Source organism: Ruegeria sp. O6 (assembly GCF_056535045.1).
The window spans coordinates 196,064-210,195 of record NZ_JBQERM010000002.1 but is presented as its reverse complement, the minus strand read 5'-3'; the positions used below and the strand labels follow the sequence as shown (position 1 = coordinate 210,195).

Sequence of the window (14,132 nt, the reverse complement as noted above, 5' to 3'; positions counted from 1 at the left end):
CCTAGGTCAGGCGGGTGCCGGTGGGAATGGGCCAGCCCCGCAGGAAGGTTTCCCTATCCTGCGCGCCTTTGCCCGCCCGTTGCAAGCGCAGCAGTTCGACCGCGCCCTGACCACAGGCCACGTGCAGGTCGTTGTTCAGAACCTCACCCGCTGCGCCCTGCCCGTCTGCCAGCCGCGATGCCAGCAGCTTGACGCGTTCGCCATTCATTTCGGTCCATGCGCCGGGAAAGGGTGACAGCCCGCGGATTTGCCTGTCGACCTCGACCGCCGGGCGTGCCCAGTCGATGCGGGCCTCGGACTTGTCGATCTTGGCGGCATAGGTCACGCCATCCTCGGGCTGCGGTTCGGGTATCAGGTCCGGCAGCTTGGCCAGCGCCTCGACGATCAGCGCGGCCCCCATGGCCGAGAGCCGGTCATGTAGATGCGCGGTGGTTTCTTCAACCTCAATCGCGGTTGCCTGTCGCAGCAGGACCGGGCCGGTGTCCAGACCGGCCTCCATCTGCATGATGCAGATCCCGGTTTCGGCATCGCCTGACAAGATCGCCCGGTGGATCGGGGCGGCACCGCGCCAGCGCGGCAGCAGGCTGGCGTGGATGTTCAGGCAGCCGTGTCGCGGCGCGTCCAGAATGGGTTGCGGCAGGATCAGGCCATAAGCGACGACGACGGCGATATCGGCGTTCAGCGCGGCAAATGCGGTTTGTTCGTCAGCAGATCTCAGAGAGGTTGGGTGGCGAACGGGCAGGCCCAGCGCCTCGGCCCGGGCATGAACCGGTGTCGGGCGGTCTTTCTTGCCGCGTCCGGCGGGGCGCGGGGGCTGACAGTAGACGGCGACGATGTCGTGCCCGGCCTTGACGAGTGCGTCCAGAACCGGGACCGAAAAATCGGGAGTTCCCATGAAGATGATGCGCATCGTTGGCTCCGGCAGTTGGGACGGGTGCCGGGCTGAAGCCCGGCCTACGGACGTCAGGGTTGTTTGCGTGCCTTGCGCAGCAGCATGTCACGTTTGACCTTGCTGAGCCGGTCGAAATACATCCGCCCGTTCAGGTGGTCGATCTGATGTTGTACGCTGGTCGCGTCGATCCCGACGAAATCGCGGCGATCCAGCATGCCATGTTCGTTCCGGAACTTCACGGTCACCGCGCGCGGGCGTTTGATTGTGGCCGAGACGCCGGGCAGGTTCGGGCTGGCCTCTTCATGTTCGCGCAGTTCGATCGAGCTGTGCAGGATTTCCGGGTTTGCCAGACGCACGGCCCGGCCCCGTTCGGCAGAACCGTCAACAACGGCCAGCCGCAGCATCACCCCGATCTGTGGCGCGGCAAGACCGACGCCGGGCATCGCCTCCATCGTGTCGATCATGTCGTCCCAGATGGCGCGGACCTCATCAGTGATCTCGGGCACCTCATCCGCCTTGGTGCGCAGGCGTTTGTCAGGCCATGGCAGGCAGGTACGAACGGTCATGCACGGGCCCGTTCGCGTTTGAGCTTTTGCATCTTGCGGGTGATCATCTGCCGTTTCAGCGGCTTGAGATAGTCGATGAAAAGCTTGCCGTCCAAATGATCGATCTCGTGCTGAACGCAGGTGGCCCAGAGCCCGTCAAAGGTTTCCTGTTGCAGGTTTCCGTCGCGGTCCATCCAAGTCACATCGACCACTTTGGGGCGCGTCACCTCGGCGTATTGATCGGGGATCGACAGGCAGCCTTCCTCGTAGACATTGGTTTCTTCCGAGGCCGCGATGACCTGCGGGTTGAACATGATCAGGGGGCGCGGAGCCTCGCCTTCTTCCTTGACGCAATCCAGCACGATCAAGCGATCCAGCACGCCGATCTGTGGCGCGGCAAGGCCAACACCGGGGGCGTCATACATCGTTTCCAGCATGTCATCGGCCAGCGCGCGCAGGTCGTCCGTGAGGTCGGCCACGGGGGCGCAGACCTTCTTGAGACGGGGGTCGGGATAGATCAGGATGTTACGTTTCATGAGGCTGATTTAGGCCATCCCGCCCCGCGCCGCAACGCCCCCCTTGCACCTGCCTGAATTGCGGTTAGCTTTCGGTCGAGAAAATGGAGCAGACATGACTTTCAACGACCTGATCGACCGCCGGGGCACCAACAGTTCCAAATGGGACAAGATGGAGATGCTGTACGGCGTCTCGCCCGAAGACGGGCTGGCCATGTGGACGGCCGATTCCGATTACCCGACAGCCCCCTGCGTGATCGACGCGGTGCGCAAGGCCGCGGATCACGGCGTGTTCGGGTATTCCTGGGCGCACCCGGAGTATCTGGCCTCGGTCCAGTGGTGGATGAAAACCCGCCACGACTGGGAGATTGACACGGACTGGGTTCTGACCACTCAGGGCTTGGGCAATGCAATCGCCCTGTCGCTGGATGTCTGGACCGATCACGGTGATGGCATCGTGATCTTTACCCCCGTTTACCATGAGTTTGCCCACAAGGTGAACAAATCGGGCCGCCGGGTCGTGGAATGCCCTTTGGTGCGGGACGGGGAAAGTTATGGCCTTGACCTGGACGACGCCCAGTCGCGGCTGGACGGGTCCGAGAAGATGTTGCTGTGGTGTTCGCCGCAGAACCCGTCGGGCCGCGTCTGGACGCCGGAGGAACTGCGCGCTGTGGCCGCATTTGCCGAGAGCAACGGGCTGATCCTTGTGTCAGACGAGATTCACCACGATCTGGTCTATCCCGGCGCCAAATTTGTGCCGATGGATGTGGCAGCCCCGGATGCACGCCCGTGGACAGTGACGCTGACTGCGGCATCGAAGACCTTCAACATCGCCGGGCAGCGGACCGGCAACATGATCATTCCCGACCCCAAACTGCGCGAGGCGATGAAGCATCGGCTGGCAACGCTGGATTATGGCCCTAGCGCGTTGGGTGTGGCGATGATCACCGCCGCCTACAGCCCGGCCGGCGCGGATTGGGTGGATGCGCAGATCGCGCATCTGCAAGGAAACCGGCGTCTGTTCGATCAGACCATCGCCGAAATTCCGGGCCTGTGGTCGATGCCCTTGCAGGCGACTTATCTGGCCTGGGTCGACTTTTCCGGCACCGGCATGGATCACGCTGAATTTGTCCGCCGATTGCGCGAGGATGCGCGGATTGCAACCTCGTCCGGGCCGGGCTTTGGCACTGGCGGAGAGACCTTCGAACGGTTCAACCTGGCCACGCAACGGGCGCGGGTCGAGGAAGCTTGCGCGCGGCTGAAACGGGCCTTTGGTGACCTGCAATAATCCAAGCGGTGGCTGGGTTGGCTGGCCTCACAATGGACCGCGCCTGTTGGCCGGGCGCGGACCTGAATGGCGAAATCCATAGCGATAGCCAGCCTAACGGCCTGTTGGGCGTTACCCTGACCTAACCCGGTACTACGATAGAACTCCGATCCTAGTCTTCGTAGCCCAGCAACGCGATGGGCGCATCCGGGGCGCGGTAGAAATCCAGCGGTGCCTTGTCATGGGCGGCGGTGCTGCGTTTGAATTCATACCGCATCTCGCCGCCTTCATCCTGATCGGCAATGATCAGGCATTGATACAGAAGGTTGGCCCCATCATAGATATCGACCAACCCGCGCAGGCGCGGTGTTGTTTCCGCCTCAACCGTGAAACCATCTTTCCACAATTTGAGAATTTTATAGGTATTGTCACCCATCTGGACACGAAGGCGACTGGCCTTTTTCAATGTGGCGATTCGAGCGGCGTCCAACTCGGCGCGTATTTCCTTTGAAACATAAGTACTCATTAAATCATTCCCCCGCTAATGACCTCTATTGTGCGGGAACTGTTGTAAAAATCCAGTGAACGCGTTCACGCAACAGGCTGTGCCTGCGGTTTGTTGCACAGAAATCCCATCATTGCCTGTGCGCGCATGCAGGTCTTGTGCGCGGGCAAATGCATAGGAACAGGCGGGGCTTGGACCTATCTTTGGCCAAACGCCTATGCGGAGGATGAGATATGGGCCTGCTGGTCGATGGAAAATGGCAAGACACCTGGTATGACACCAAATCCACGGGTGGCGCATTCAAACGCAGCGCGGCGCAGTTTCGCAACTGGCTGACCGCCGATGGCCGCGCGGGACCGTCGGGCAAAAGCGGGTTCCGGGCCGAAGCCGGGCGGTATCACCTGTATGTCAGCCACGCCTGCCCCTGGGCGCATCGCACCCTGATCTTTCGCGCGTTGAAGGGGCTGAGCGATCTGGTTCCGGTTTCGGTCGTACATCCCGACATGCTGGATCACGGCTGGACCTTTGAGGCGGATGATCACGGTGCCACGGGTGACCGTCTTTACGGGCTGAGCTATGCACATCAGATCTATACCAAAGCGGATCCGTCCTATTCCGGTCGCGTCACAGTGCCGATCCTGTGGGACAAGGCGCAAGAGACCATCGTTTCGAACGAAAGTTCGGAAATCATCCGCATGTTCAATTCGGCCTTCAACGACATCACTGGCAATACGGACGATTACTGGCCCGAGGCGATGCGGGACGAGATCGAGGAGGTCAATGCGCGCATCTATTCAGATGTCAACAACGGCGTCTACAAGTCGGGCTTTGCCACCTCCCAAGCGGCCTACGACGCCGCCGTGGGCCCGTTGTTCGACACGCTGGACTGGCTGGAAGGGCGTTTGGCGCGGAACCGGTATCTGATGGGGGACCGGATCACCGAGGCCGATTGGCGGTTGTTCACAACCTTGATCCGCTTCGACCCGGTCTATCATCTGCATTTCAAGTGCAACAGGCAGCGCCTGATCGATTATCCAAACTTATGGGCCTATACGCGTGAGCTGTATCAATGGCCCGGTGTCGCCGAGACCGTGAACATGGATCACATCGTGCGCCACTATCACTACAGCCATGACAGCATCAATCCGCACCGCATCATTCCGGTGAACCCGGTGCTGGATCACATGGAGCCGCATGGGCGCGATCAGCGCCCGGCGGCGTAATGCTCGACCATCGCCGCCAGATCCTCTGGCGGCGTTTCGCTTTGAACATAGGCACAGGCATTGGGACTGTGCGCAAAAATCGACCCGTCGGAAAAGAAGGTGGTGTTGGTGACAAATATCACCCGCGCCTCGGGGCGGCGATAGCTGGCAAAATCGGCCACAGCCAATGCGCTTCCGGTTTCCAGAACCAGATCCAGCACGATGATATCAAAATCCGTGCCATAGAGCGCCAGAATGGCGGCCTCCTGAGCGTCAACCAGCGTGACTTCGGCGTCTTGCCGCTCCAGATGTCTTTTCCAGACCCGACCAAGGTCGGGGTTACTCTCAACAATCAGAACTTTCATTTGCAACAACCTCGGCACTTGGTATGGTGAGTGGTGCCGACCCCCGTGGTCCGTGATCTCGTTATTTCCTTAACAAAGTGTTAACAGCAGCCGCACGCTTGCGTGTTCGGGCGGATTTGCTTGTGTAAATGGCAAAAATCCGCTTGAAGCACCCCGAAACCGGTCAATCCCCGCAGAGAGAGCAGATGAGTACACTTGATCACGGCTTGGACCCCCGCGCAGTTCGCGACCACGGCGGGGGGCTGGACAGGGCGATTGTCAGGTATGGCGGAGCGCGTGCAGATTGGATCGATCTGTCGACCGGAATCAATCCGCATCCTTACGCCGTTGCGGGCCTGACCGCCGGGGATTGGGCCGAATTGCCGGATCACGGTGCCTTTGAACGGCTGAGTGATGCGGCCCGCAGGTTCTGGAACGTGCCGCAAGGGGCTGCAATCCTGCCGGCACCCGGTGCATCGGCTGTCATCTCTCGCATTCCGGCGCTGGCCGCGCCAGGGCGTGTCCAGATCACACCGCCTACCTATAACGAACACGCCGCCGCCTTTTCGGCGCAGGGGTGGCGTGTTCAGCCTGAGGGCGTGGCTGACGCCCGCGTGATCGTGCATCCCAATAACCCGGACGGGCGCATCTGGCAGGAACGCGATGTCTCGGCCCCGCTGACCGTGATCGACGAGAGCTTTTGCGATGTCACGCCAGAGGCATCGTTGATCCATATGGCGGAACGTCCCGGCGTGATCGTGCTGAAGAGTTTTGGCAAGTTCTGGGGGCTGGCCGGGATGCGGCTTGGGTGTGCCATCGGGCGGCCTGAGTTGATCAACCGCCTGAACGACCTGACCGGACCCTGGTCGGTGTCCGGCCCGGCCCTGCGGGTTGGAACGCAAGCCCTGTCGGACGATGACTGGGCCGATGCCACACGCGCGCGACTGGCGGATGAGGCGGCCCGGCTGGATGCGCTGATGCTGACCAGGGGCGCGGAAATTGTCGGTGGCACCAGCCTGTTTCGTCTGTATCGGGTTGATGACGCCTTGGGGTGGCAGGACCGGCTGGCCCGCGCCCATATCTGGAGCCGTATCTTTCCTTATTCAACAACCTTTCTGCGTCTGGGTCTGCCACCGGAAAAGGGGTGGGACAGGCTGGAGGCCGCGCTGTGAGCCCTGCCCTGATGCTGGTCTGCGCCATGTGTCTGGACGCCACTCTGGGAGAGCCCGACTGGCTCTGGTCCCGCGTCAAACACCCGGCGGTGATGATCGGCAACCTGATCGGATGGCTGGACAAACGCCTGAATTACGGGCGCGGTCGGCGGTTGAAGGGGGTGGCGGTGCTTGCCCTTCTGATCTGCGGCGCATGGGGCCTTGGGTGGGGTCTGTCCCTACTGGGGCCGGTGGTTGAAATTCTTGGCTGCGCGATTCTGCTGGCGCAAAAGTCGCTGGTTGCCCATGTCCGCGCGGTTGGTGACGGGTTGCAAACCTCGCTGGAAAACGGGCGGGCGCAGGTGGCTATGATCGTCTCGCGCGACACGCAGGATATGACCGGGGCACAGGTGGCGCGTTCCGCCATCGAAAGCGCGGCTGAAAACCTGAGCGACGGGGTCATTGCCCCTGCATTCTGGTTTCTGGTCGCCGGGCTTCCGGGGTTGCTGGTGTACAAGGCGGTGAACACCGCCGACAGCATGATCGGCTATCGCACCGAAACGTACCGTGATTTTGGTTGGGCTGCGGCCCGGTTCGACGACCTGCTGAACCTGATCCCTGCCCGCCTGACCTGCGTGATGATCGTGGCACTGTCCGGCCAATGGTCGCGCTGGGTTGAGATGGTGCGGGATGCGCGGCGTCATATCTCGCCCAACGCTGGCTGGCCCGAAGCCGCCATGGCCCGCGCCCTGAATGTCGCGCTGGCAGGGCCGCGCAGCTATGACGGGCAGGTGCGCGATCTGGCCTGGGTCAATGGCGACGCCCCGCGCGAGATCGGTGCATCAGAAGTTTTTCGCGCATGTGACATGCTCTGGCGGGTTTGGGGGCTTGCGCTTGCGCTCGTGTCAGTGTGGGTTGGGGCCGAACTGATATTCTGACGGACCCTTTCATGCGTATACTCTCTGGCCTGATCGCCGCCGCCCTGTTTACCTCACCTGCGCTGGCGCAATGTGGCGGTGGATTTAACTCCTTTGTCAAAGGGCTGAAGACCGAAGCCGTGCAGCAGGGTTTGGACAAATCAGCGGTGAACGGGTTTTTTGACGGGGTGCAGCAGGACAGCGCTGTGCTGAAGGCCGACCGGGCGCAGGGCGTGTTTCAGAAGCCCTTTATTGAGTTTTCCCGTCGTCTGATTTCGCAAAACCGGATCGAACGCGGGCAAGCGATGTCGCGCAAATACGATGCGGTCTTTGATCGGATCGAGCGCGAGTATGGCATTTCCCGCGGGGTGCTGCTGGCCTTCTGGGCATTTGAAACCGATTACGGATCGTTTCAGGGCGACTTCAACACCCGCAACGCCTTGGTGACGCTGGCCCATGACTGCCGCCGCCCGGAGTTGTTCCGGCCGCAGATATTCGCCGCCATCGAGCTGTATCAGAACGGTGATTTCGACCCGGCCCGCACCACCGGCGCATGGGCCGGAGAGATCGGCATGGTGCAGATGCTGCCGCGTGACATACTGGAAAACGGCGTCGATGGTGACGGTGACGGGCATGTCCGCCTGAAGAGCTCGGCCCCTGATGCGCTGATGTCGGGGGCCAGAATGCTGTCTCATCTGGGATGGCGCGCGGGTGAGCCTTGGTTGCAGGAGGTCACCGTGCCCGCGCAGATGGACTGGTCCCTGTCCGGCCCCGGCAAACCGCGTTCGGTGGCGGAATGGCAGGCGATGGGCGTTCAGGCGCGTAGCGGGTCCTTGGCCAACCTGCCCGCCTCGCTGATCCTGCCACAGGGGCGCAACGGGCCTGCCTTTCTGGCCTACCCCAATTTCGACGTCTATTTCGAATGGAACCAGAGTTTTGTCTATGTTCTGACCGCCGCATATTTCGGAACACGGCTTGAGGGCGGCCAGATCTATGACGCGGGCAATCCCGCGCAGGGCCTGAATGGCGCACAGATGAAACAGTTGCAGACCAAGCTTCAGGCCAAAGGATATGATGTAGGCAAGATCGACGGGATCCTGGGGGCCGGAACACGGGATGCAACGCAGGCCGAACAGAACCGTCTGGGCCTGCCTGCGGATGCGTGGCCAACGATGGAGTTGCTGGAAAAACTCTGAGCCAGCGGCTCGCACTGCTGCGGTATGGCGCAAAACCCCAAGATTATTCGACGATATCGGCACCGACGCCGCTGATTATGTGACCGGATATTTCTCGGGGTCAATTCCATGTCTTTGACAAACAATATCAATGTAACTTCCCTTTGGAGGAATACCGCCGAACTTGCTGCGAATACCACTGCGGGTTTCGCCCTGGAAGTGGTGAAACCGGGCCCAATCGGGTTCGTAGTCTTCAATGTTCTCGACCGGGTCCAGAAACCCGCGACGCGGCCAATACAAATGCCAATGCTGGCCTCGGTCGATTTCACCGGTGACCCCCAGCGCCCAGCGGGTCACACTTGGGCCGGTTGTCGTCCACGGAAGATCGTAGAGCGTGATTGTCTCGCCCGCCTCATAGCGTTTGACCAGTTTTTCGATGTGATCACTGCCCAACCAAAACGGGATCGGGACTTCTGATTCAAGGAAATTCAGGATCAGCTTCAAGGCCAGAGATGTCTTGGGAAGGCGCAAGACGCAATTGTTCATCGCCTTGTTGCGCCAGACGACACCAAACAGATAGTCCGGTGGAACATCCAGCGGCCGGACGCAGTAGATATCCAGATCAACCCACACATAGTCGGTTTTTTGCAACATGTGGATCCGGAAGATGTCTGAATAGACCGCCATCCGTCTCCGGCCACCGGTCAGGTTTTCCGTGGTTTCATCTGTATAGATTCCGCGGGCATCATGAACGACGACGCCGTCGGGAACATCTATGTTCATATCCAGCACGTACAGGTTGAAGACATAGCCATGATCCAGAAAGGACTGAATGCATACTCTTTCAACGCAAGATAACGGCGCACCAAACCAGAAACTTGCAACTTGAAAATCCAAAACAGCACCTCTTGCCCAAAGCCGAAACGGGATCGCTGCTGCACTAACGAAGCGGTGCGTGGGTCGTCAACCGCGGCTGCTGTTTTGGCGCGACTTACCCTGCCTTGCGTCAGCGCGTTGTGTCGAGGTGCCCACAGTTTGGTTCTGGCCCCTCATTGGGCGCGCAATTTTAGGCTGGTGTTCCCAACAAAGCCGTTGACGTCTGCCGCGGGTTCAGATTGCTGCGCGGGTTGGTCCGTTGCCAACATGGCCGGCCCAAATTGTGACTTCTTTATTTGGGCCGCACCGGGTACCTATCCCCTTTCTGATCGATCAGGATCAGCCGCTCGCCACTGTGGACATACAGGTCGCAGCGGCTGAACCCGTTGCGATACGCGATGCAGACGGAACCGTCATCGGCGATGGAGTAGGTTCCGAATGCAGACCCCCCGCCCGCGTAGGTATAGGAATAAGCGCCCCCCGCCGAAAACTTGGCCTGACCATCATCGTAGAAGGTCAGCGTCTGGCCCGCGAGGGCGTCAAGCTCGGCCACTGTCAGCGGGACATCGCCAGATTTGACGGGCCAGTCAGCGGCGACAACCGGAGTGGCGGCGATGAGGGCGGGGATCAGGAAACGCGTCATGAGGCCAAGGTAGCGCGTTATGCCTGCAATCATCATAACGTTGCAGTGAGCGGTCAGGCCACCATCTGCTCGGCCTTCTTCAGGTCAACCGAGACCAGCTGGCTGACGCCCTGTTCCTGCATGGTGACGCCGAACAGACGATCCATGCGCGCCATGGTCACCGCGTGGTGGGTGATGATCAGGAAACGGGTGTCGGTCTGGCGGCACATCTCGTCCAGCAGGTCACAGAAACGGGTGACATTGGCATCGTCCAGCGGCGCGTCAACCTCGTCCAACACACAGATCGGGGCCGGGTTGGCCAGGAAAACGCCGAAGATCAGCGCGGTCGCTGTCAGGGTCTGTTCGCCGCCCGACAGCAGGCTGAGGGTCGACAGTTTCTTGCCCGGCGGCTGGCACATGATTTCCAGCCCCGCATCCAGCGGGTCGTCGCTTTCGACCATGACGAGATTGGCCTCGCCACCGCCGAACAGGTGCTTGAACAACATCGCGAAATTCGAGTTCACCTGTTCAAACGCGGTCAGCAGACGTTCGCGGCCTTCGCGGTTGAGGCTGGAGATGCCGCTGCGCAAGGCTTTGATCGCCTCTTCCAGATCGGCCTTTTCACTGCTGAGCGTGTCGAATTCTTCCTGAACGTCCTTACTGTCTTCCTCGGCCCGCAGGTTCACTGCGCCCATGGCGTCACGCTGGCGCTTGTGGCGGTTCACTTCGGCCTCCAGCGCATCCGCGGCGGGCATCTGGTCGGGGTTTACGTCCAGCTGGTTCAGCAGCTGGTTCGGGGTCAGTTGCTGGTCTTCGGCAATTCGTTCTGCTGCCGCAAGCACGCTTTCCTTTGCCGCGTCACTACGCGCCTCGGCTGCGGCGCGGTTTTCGCGAGCTTCCGAGGCCAGGCGTTCCGCCTCACGCTCGGCCATCACCACTTCGCGCAACTGTGTTTCTGCTTCGGCCAGCTTGTCGGCGGCATCGGCCCGCCGGGCTTCGGCGGCTTCGATCAACTCGTTGAGCTCTTCCCGTGCCTCGGCGATTTCGCCGGGGGCGGCCATGGCCTCGGTCAGTTCCTCTTCCGAGCTTTCCTTGCGCTCGGCCAGTTCCGAAATCCGTTTCTCGGCCGTTTCCAGACGGTGCCGCCAGCCGCTGAGATCCTTGGTGACCTCCTGCGTGCGGCGGGTGCGGGCGTCGCCTTCACGGCGCAGCTCATCATGGGTCGAGCGGTGGGTCAGCATGGTGATCCGCGCCGCCTCGACTGTCTGTTTGATGTCCTCAACCTCAGCGCGGGCGCTGTCGAGGTCACCCAGATCGTTCAGCGCCGCCTCGGCCTCGCGCAGCTGCACGCGGGCGGACATGGCGTCTTCCTTGTGACGGTCCACGGCAAGGGTCAGGGTTTCCAGCTTGCCCTGCGCGAGGTTGCGATCCGCCTCGGCGCGGCTGAGCTGGCGTGCGGTTTCGGCCATGCGCTGATCAGCGGCGCGGCGGGCTTCGCGCGCGCGGCGGTCGGCCTCGGTCACGTCCGCCAGTTGCTGCGACAGGGTTTCATGCGCGGCGCGGGCGCCATCGGCCTGCGCCTCGGTGCGGGCCAGTTCCTGTTTCAGCGCCTCAAGTTTATTGAGCTGCTCCAGCCGCAGCGCCGCCGCACTTGGCGCATCCTCGGCCCAGGCGCGGAACCCGTCCCAGCGCCACAGGTCGCCCGAGCGGGACACAAGACGCTGGCCCGGCTTCAACGACGCCTGCAGCCGCGCGCCCTGATCCGCATCGACCAGCCCGATCTGCGCGATGCGACGGCTGAGCCTGTCCGGCCCCGACACGTGCAGCGCCAGCGGGTCGACCCCATCGGGCAAGGGTTGATCGCTGTCATACCCTGCCACCTGAACCCAGCCGGACGGGCCGTCACCTTCGACCAGCGGTGCACGGAGGTCATCGGCAAGCGCAGCACCCAGAGCCTTCTCAAAACCCGGTTCCACGCGCAGCAGGTCCATCACCTGCCCGCCTTCGGCCGTGTCGCGTTCCACCAGCTTGGCAAGCGCGGTGGTTTCGGCGCGGATTGCACCCAATTCACCTTCGGCCTCGGACCGTTGCGCGCGTGCCTCGGCTTCGCGGGCCTGCGTTTCATTGCGCAGCTCATCTGCGGCGGCCAGCGCCTCTTCGGCGGCCTCGGCGGCTTCGCGGGCTTCTTCCTCACCCTCCTGCGCGGTTTCAAACGCCTCGCTGGCGCGGGTCAGGGCTGTTTTGGCCTCATCCACGGCCAGCCGGGCTTTTTCCTCTTCCCCCTCAGAGCGCGCCAGTGTCTTGCGGCTGTCTTCGACCAGACGCTGCGCCGACTGGTGACGGGCGACAAGACGCGCCATATCTTCGGTCTGCTGCGACAGGTGGTCTTCGCGGTCCTGAAGGATCGAAGCCGCTTCGCGGGCAATTTCTGCGGCTTCCGCCACCTTCGCGTCATGCCCTTCTGCAGCCTTGGCCAGTTCGCGGGCTTCCCATTCCAGCCGTTCGATCATCTGGCCCGCATCGCGGTTCAGGCCGGTTTCCCGTTCGATATCCTTGCCGAGCTGATGGATGCGGCTGGTCAGCGTCTCAATGGTCTGGCGCGCGCGGGTTTCCTGATCGGTCAGTTGATCGCGCTGCACCTGCTGGCGTTGCAGGACAGCGGCGGCGATGGCCTCTTCCTCGCGCAGGGGGGGCAGGGTTTCTTCGATCCCGGCCCTTTTTGCTGCGGCGGCGCGGGCTTCGGCCTCGGCGCGGGAGGCCTCGGAAATCCGGTCCCTCAGCTTGTCTTCGGCCTGCTGGCGGGCCATGTCGGCCTCTTTCCAGCGGCGATAGAGCAGCATCCCCTCGGCCTGACGCAGCTGTTCGCCGATTTCGCGATAGCGTGCGGCCTGACGGGCCTGACGGGCCAGTTGCGCAAGCTGCCCGCCCAACTGCTCGAGCACGTCATCGACGCGGGTCAGGTTGGACTCGGTCGCTTTCAGCTTCAGCTCGGCCTCATGCCGGCGTTGGTACAGCCCCGAAATCCCGGCGGCCTCTTCCAGAATGCGGCGGCGGGCGCGGGGTTTGGCGCTGATCAGCTCGGCGATGCGGTTCTGCCCTACAAGCGCCGGGGAATGGGCACCGGTCGAGGCATCCGCGAACAGCATCTGCACATCGCGCGCGCGCACATCCTTGCCGTTGGTCTTGTAGGCGCTGCCGACATCGCGGGTGATCCGGCGCACGATTTCAAGCTGGTCGGTGTCGTTGAACCCCGCAGGCGCCAGACGTTCGGAATTGTCCATGGTCAAGACAACTTCGGCGAAATTGCGGGCGGGCCGTGTGGCGGCACCGGCAAAGATCACATCCTCCATCGCGCCGCCGCGCATGGATTTGGGGCGGTTTTCACCCATCACCCAGCGCAAGGCTTCCAGAAGGTTGGACTTGCCACAGCCGTTCGGACCCACCACACCGGTCAACCCGTCCGCGATGATCAGATCGGTCGGATCAACAAAGCTTTTGAAGCCGGTCAGTTTGAGCTTGCTGAAACGCAATGGCCGCGTGTCCCGTGATTCCTATGAATTGAAAGTCTGCGCAAGGGATGGGGTCCGAGTCAACGCAGTTGCGCAGGATATGGGAGATCAGTGCAAGTTATCCACAACATCTTGCCGAAATGCGCAGGAACACGCGTATGTCAGTATGGGCTGCATTCGAAGACCTGATAGCCGCTGTCGCCCCCGACATTTTCATAGATACCATAGTCGATACATTCATACCGGGGCGTCGAGACAGCGGTCAGCAACAGCCGTTCCCCCGCCTCGCGGTCACACCCCAGTACACCAACCGTGACAGCCGCGTCACCCAGCACGTCGAGGATCGGGCAGCCTGAAACCTGCGCCATGGCCAGCGCGGCGCGATCCCGAACAGGGCCAAGCCGCGGGGCGTATTGCGCGTTGATCCGCACCGCCTCGGCCAGATCGCCGCGCACGCGCACGTCGAACACACTACCGTTCACCGCCACGCGGGTGGCCGGAACGTCGCGGAAATGCGGGGTCCCGGCGGCGCAGGCGGCCAGCAGGAGCGGAGCGAGAAACCGGATCATGCCGCAGAGTTGCAGCAATTTGGTTAACAGAACCTTTCTGGAC

14 protein-coding genes are annotated in these 14,132 nt (G+C 62.0%); 5 read left to right on the top strand and 9 right to left on the bottom strand.

The features are described 5' to 3' along the window. Position 1 precedes the first annotated feature (1 nt). From fmt to def (ACR0DY_RS04340), 3 genes are read right to left on the bottom strand one after another with little or no spacing between them, the layout of a single operon-like run. Positions 2-910: a methionyl-tRNA formyltransferase gene (fmt, locus tag ACR0DY_RS04350; protein ID WP_480897849.1), complete on the bottom strand. Its 909-nt coding sequence runs from the start codon at positions 908-910 to the stop codon at positions 2-4. Between the two features lie 53 nt (positions 911-963). Next, the gene (def, locus tag ACR0DY_RS04345) at positions 964-1,458 is read right to left on the bottom strand and encodes a peptide deformylase (protein ID WP_480897847.1); all 495 of its coding nucleotides are present in this window, start codon (positions 1,456-1,458) and stop codon (positions 964-966) included. Next, positions 1,455-1,973 carry a peptide deformylase gene (gene def / locus ACR0DY_RS04340; RefSeq protein WP_209506185.1) on the bottom strand — a complete coding sequence of 173 codons (519 nt, stop codon included), beginning with the start codon at positions 1,971-1,973 and terminating at the stop codon, positions 1,455-1,457. Before def (ACR0DY_RS04340) ends, def (ACR0DY_RS04345) begins: the two co-directional genes overlap by 4 nt. Before the next feature lie 94 nt (positions 1,974-2,067). On the opposite strand from def (ACR0DY_RS04340), the gene ACR0DY_RS04335 reads away from it, so the two are divergent. Beyond that, positions 2,068-3,240, top strand: coding sequence for a MalY/PatB family protein (locus ACR0DY_RS04335; protein WP_480546195.1), 1,173 nt, complete (start codon positions 2,068-2,070; stop codon positions 3,238-3,240). Positions 3,241-3,391: 151 nt separating this feature from the next. Here ACR0DY_RS04335 and ACR0DY_RS04330 read toward each other — a convergent pair whose 3' ends face one another. Continuing rightward, positions 3,392-3,745, bottom strand: a complete 354-nt coding sequence (locus tag ACR0DY_RS04330; RefSeq protein ID WP_209506181.1) for a hypothetical protein — start codon at positions 3,743-3,745, stop codon at positions 3,392-3,394. A 212-nt stretch (positions 3,746-3,957) separates the two neighbouring features. On the opposite strand from ACR0DY_RS04330, the gene ACR0DY_RS04325 reads away from it, so the two are divergent. After that, the gene (locus ACR0DY_RS04325) at positions 3,958-4,947 is read left to right on the top strand and encodes a glutathione S-transferase family protein (RefSeq protein WP_480546194.1); all 990 of its coding nucleotides are present in this window, start codon (positions 3,958-3,960) and stop codon (positions 4,945-4,947) included. Here the strand turns inward: ACR0DY_RS04325 and ACR0DY_RS04320 are convergent. Further along, positions 4,929-5,291, bottom strand: coding sequence for a response regulator transcription factor (locus ACR0DY_RS04320; protein WP_209506176.1), 363 nt, complete (start codon positions 5,289-5,291; stop codon positions 4,929-4,931). The genes ACR0DY_RS04325 and ACR0DY_RS04320 overlap by 19 nt on opposite strands. Before the next feature lie 185 nt (positions 5,292-5,476). Here ACR0DY_RS04320 and ACR0DY_RS04315 point away from each other — a divergent pair, with 185 nt between their 5' ends. From ACR0DY_RS04315 to ACR0DY_RS04305, 3 genes are read left to right on the top strand one after another with little or no spacing between them, the layout of a single operon-like run. Next, positions 5,477-6,442 carry a threonine-phosphate decarboxylase gene (locus ACR0DY_RS04315; RefSeq protein ID WP_480546193.1) on the top strand — a complete coding sequence of 322 codons (966 nt, stop codon included), beginning with the start codon at positions 5,477-5,479 and terminating at the stop codon, positions 6,440-6,442. Beyond that, complete coding sequence (cbiB, locus tag ACR0DY_RS04310; RefSeq protein WP_480546192.1) at positions 6,439-7,359, top strand: adenosylcobinamide-phosphate synthase CbiB; 921 nt, start codon at positions 6,439-6,441, stop codon at positions 7,357-7,359. Before ACR0DY_RS04315 ends, cbiB begins: the two co-directional genes overlap by 4 nt. A gap of 11 nt (positions 7,360-7,370) precedes the next feature. Continuing rightward, positions 7,371-8,534: a lytic murein transglycosylase gene (locus tag ACR0DY_RS04305; RefSeq protein WP_480546191.1), complete on the top strand. Its 1,164-nt coding sequence runs from the start codon at positions 7,371-7,373 to the stop codon at positions 8,532-8,534. Between the two features lie 75 nt (positions 8,535-8,609). Here the strand turns inward: ACR0DY_RS04305 and ACR0DY_RS04300 are convergent, their stop codons facing one another. From ACR0DY_RS04300 to ACR0DY_RS04285, 4 genes are all read right to left on the bottom strand, one after another. After that, on the bottom strand, positions 8,610-9,410 hold the full coding sequence (locus tag ACR0DY_RS04300; protein WP_480487168.1) for a hypothetical protein: 801 nt from the start codon (positions 9,408-9,410) through the stop codon (positions 8,610-8,612). A gap of 271 nt (positions 9,411-9,681) precedes the next feature. Then, complete coding sequence (locus ACR0DY_RS04295) at positions 9,682-10,032, bottom strand: hypothetical protein (RefSeq protein ID WP_480487333.1); 351 nt, start codon at positions 10,030-10,032, stop codon at positions 9,682-9,684. Positions 10,033-10,085: 53 nt separating this feature from the next. Next, positions 10,086-13,541, bottom strand: coding sequence for a chromosome segregation SMC family protein (locus ACR0DY_RS04290; RefSeq protein WP_480546190.1), 3,456 nt, complete (start codon positions 13,539-13,541; stop codon positions 10,086-10,088). Between the two features lie 140 nt (positions 13,542-13,681). Further along, positions 13,682-14,089, bottom strand: a complete 408-nt coding sequence (locus ACR0DY_RS04285) for a hypothetical protein (protein ID WP_480483776.1) — start codon at positions 14,087-14,089, stop codon at positions 13,682-13,684. Positions 14,090-14,132 lie beyond the last annotated feature (43 nt).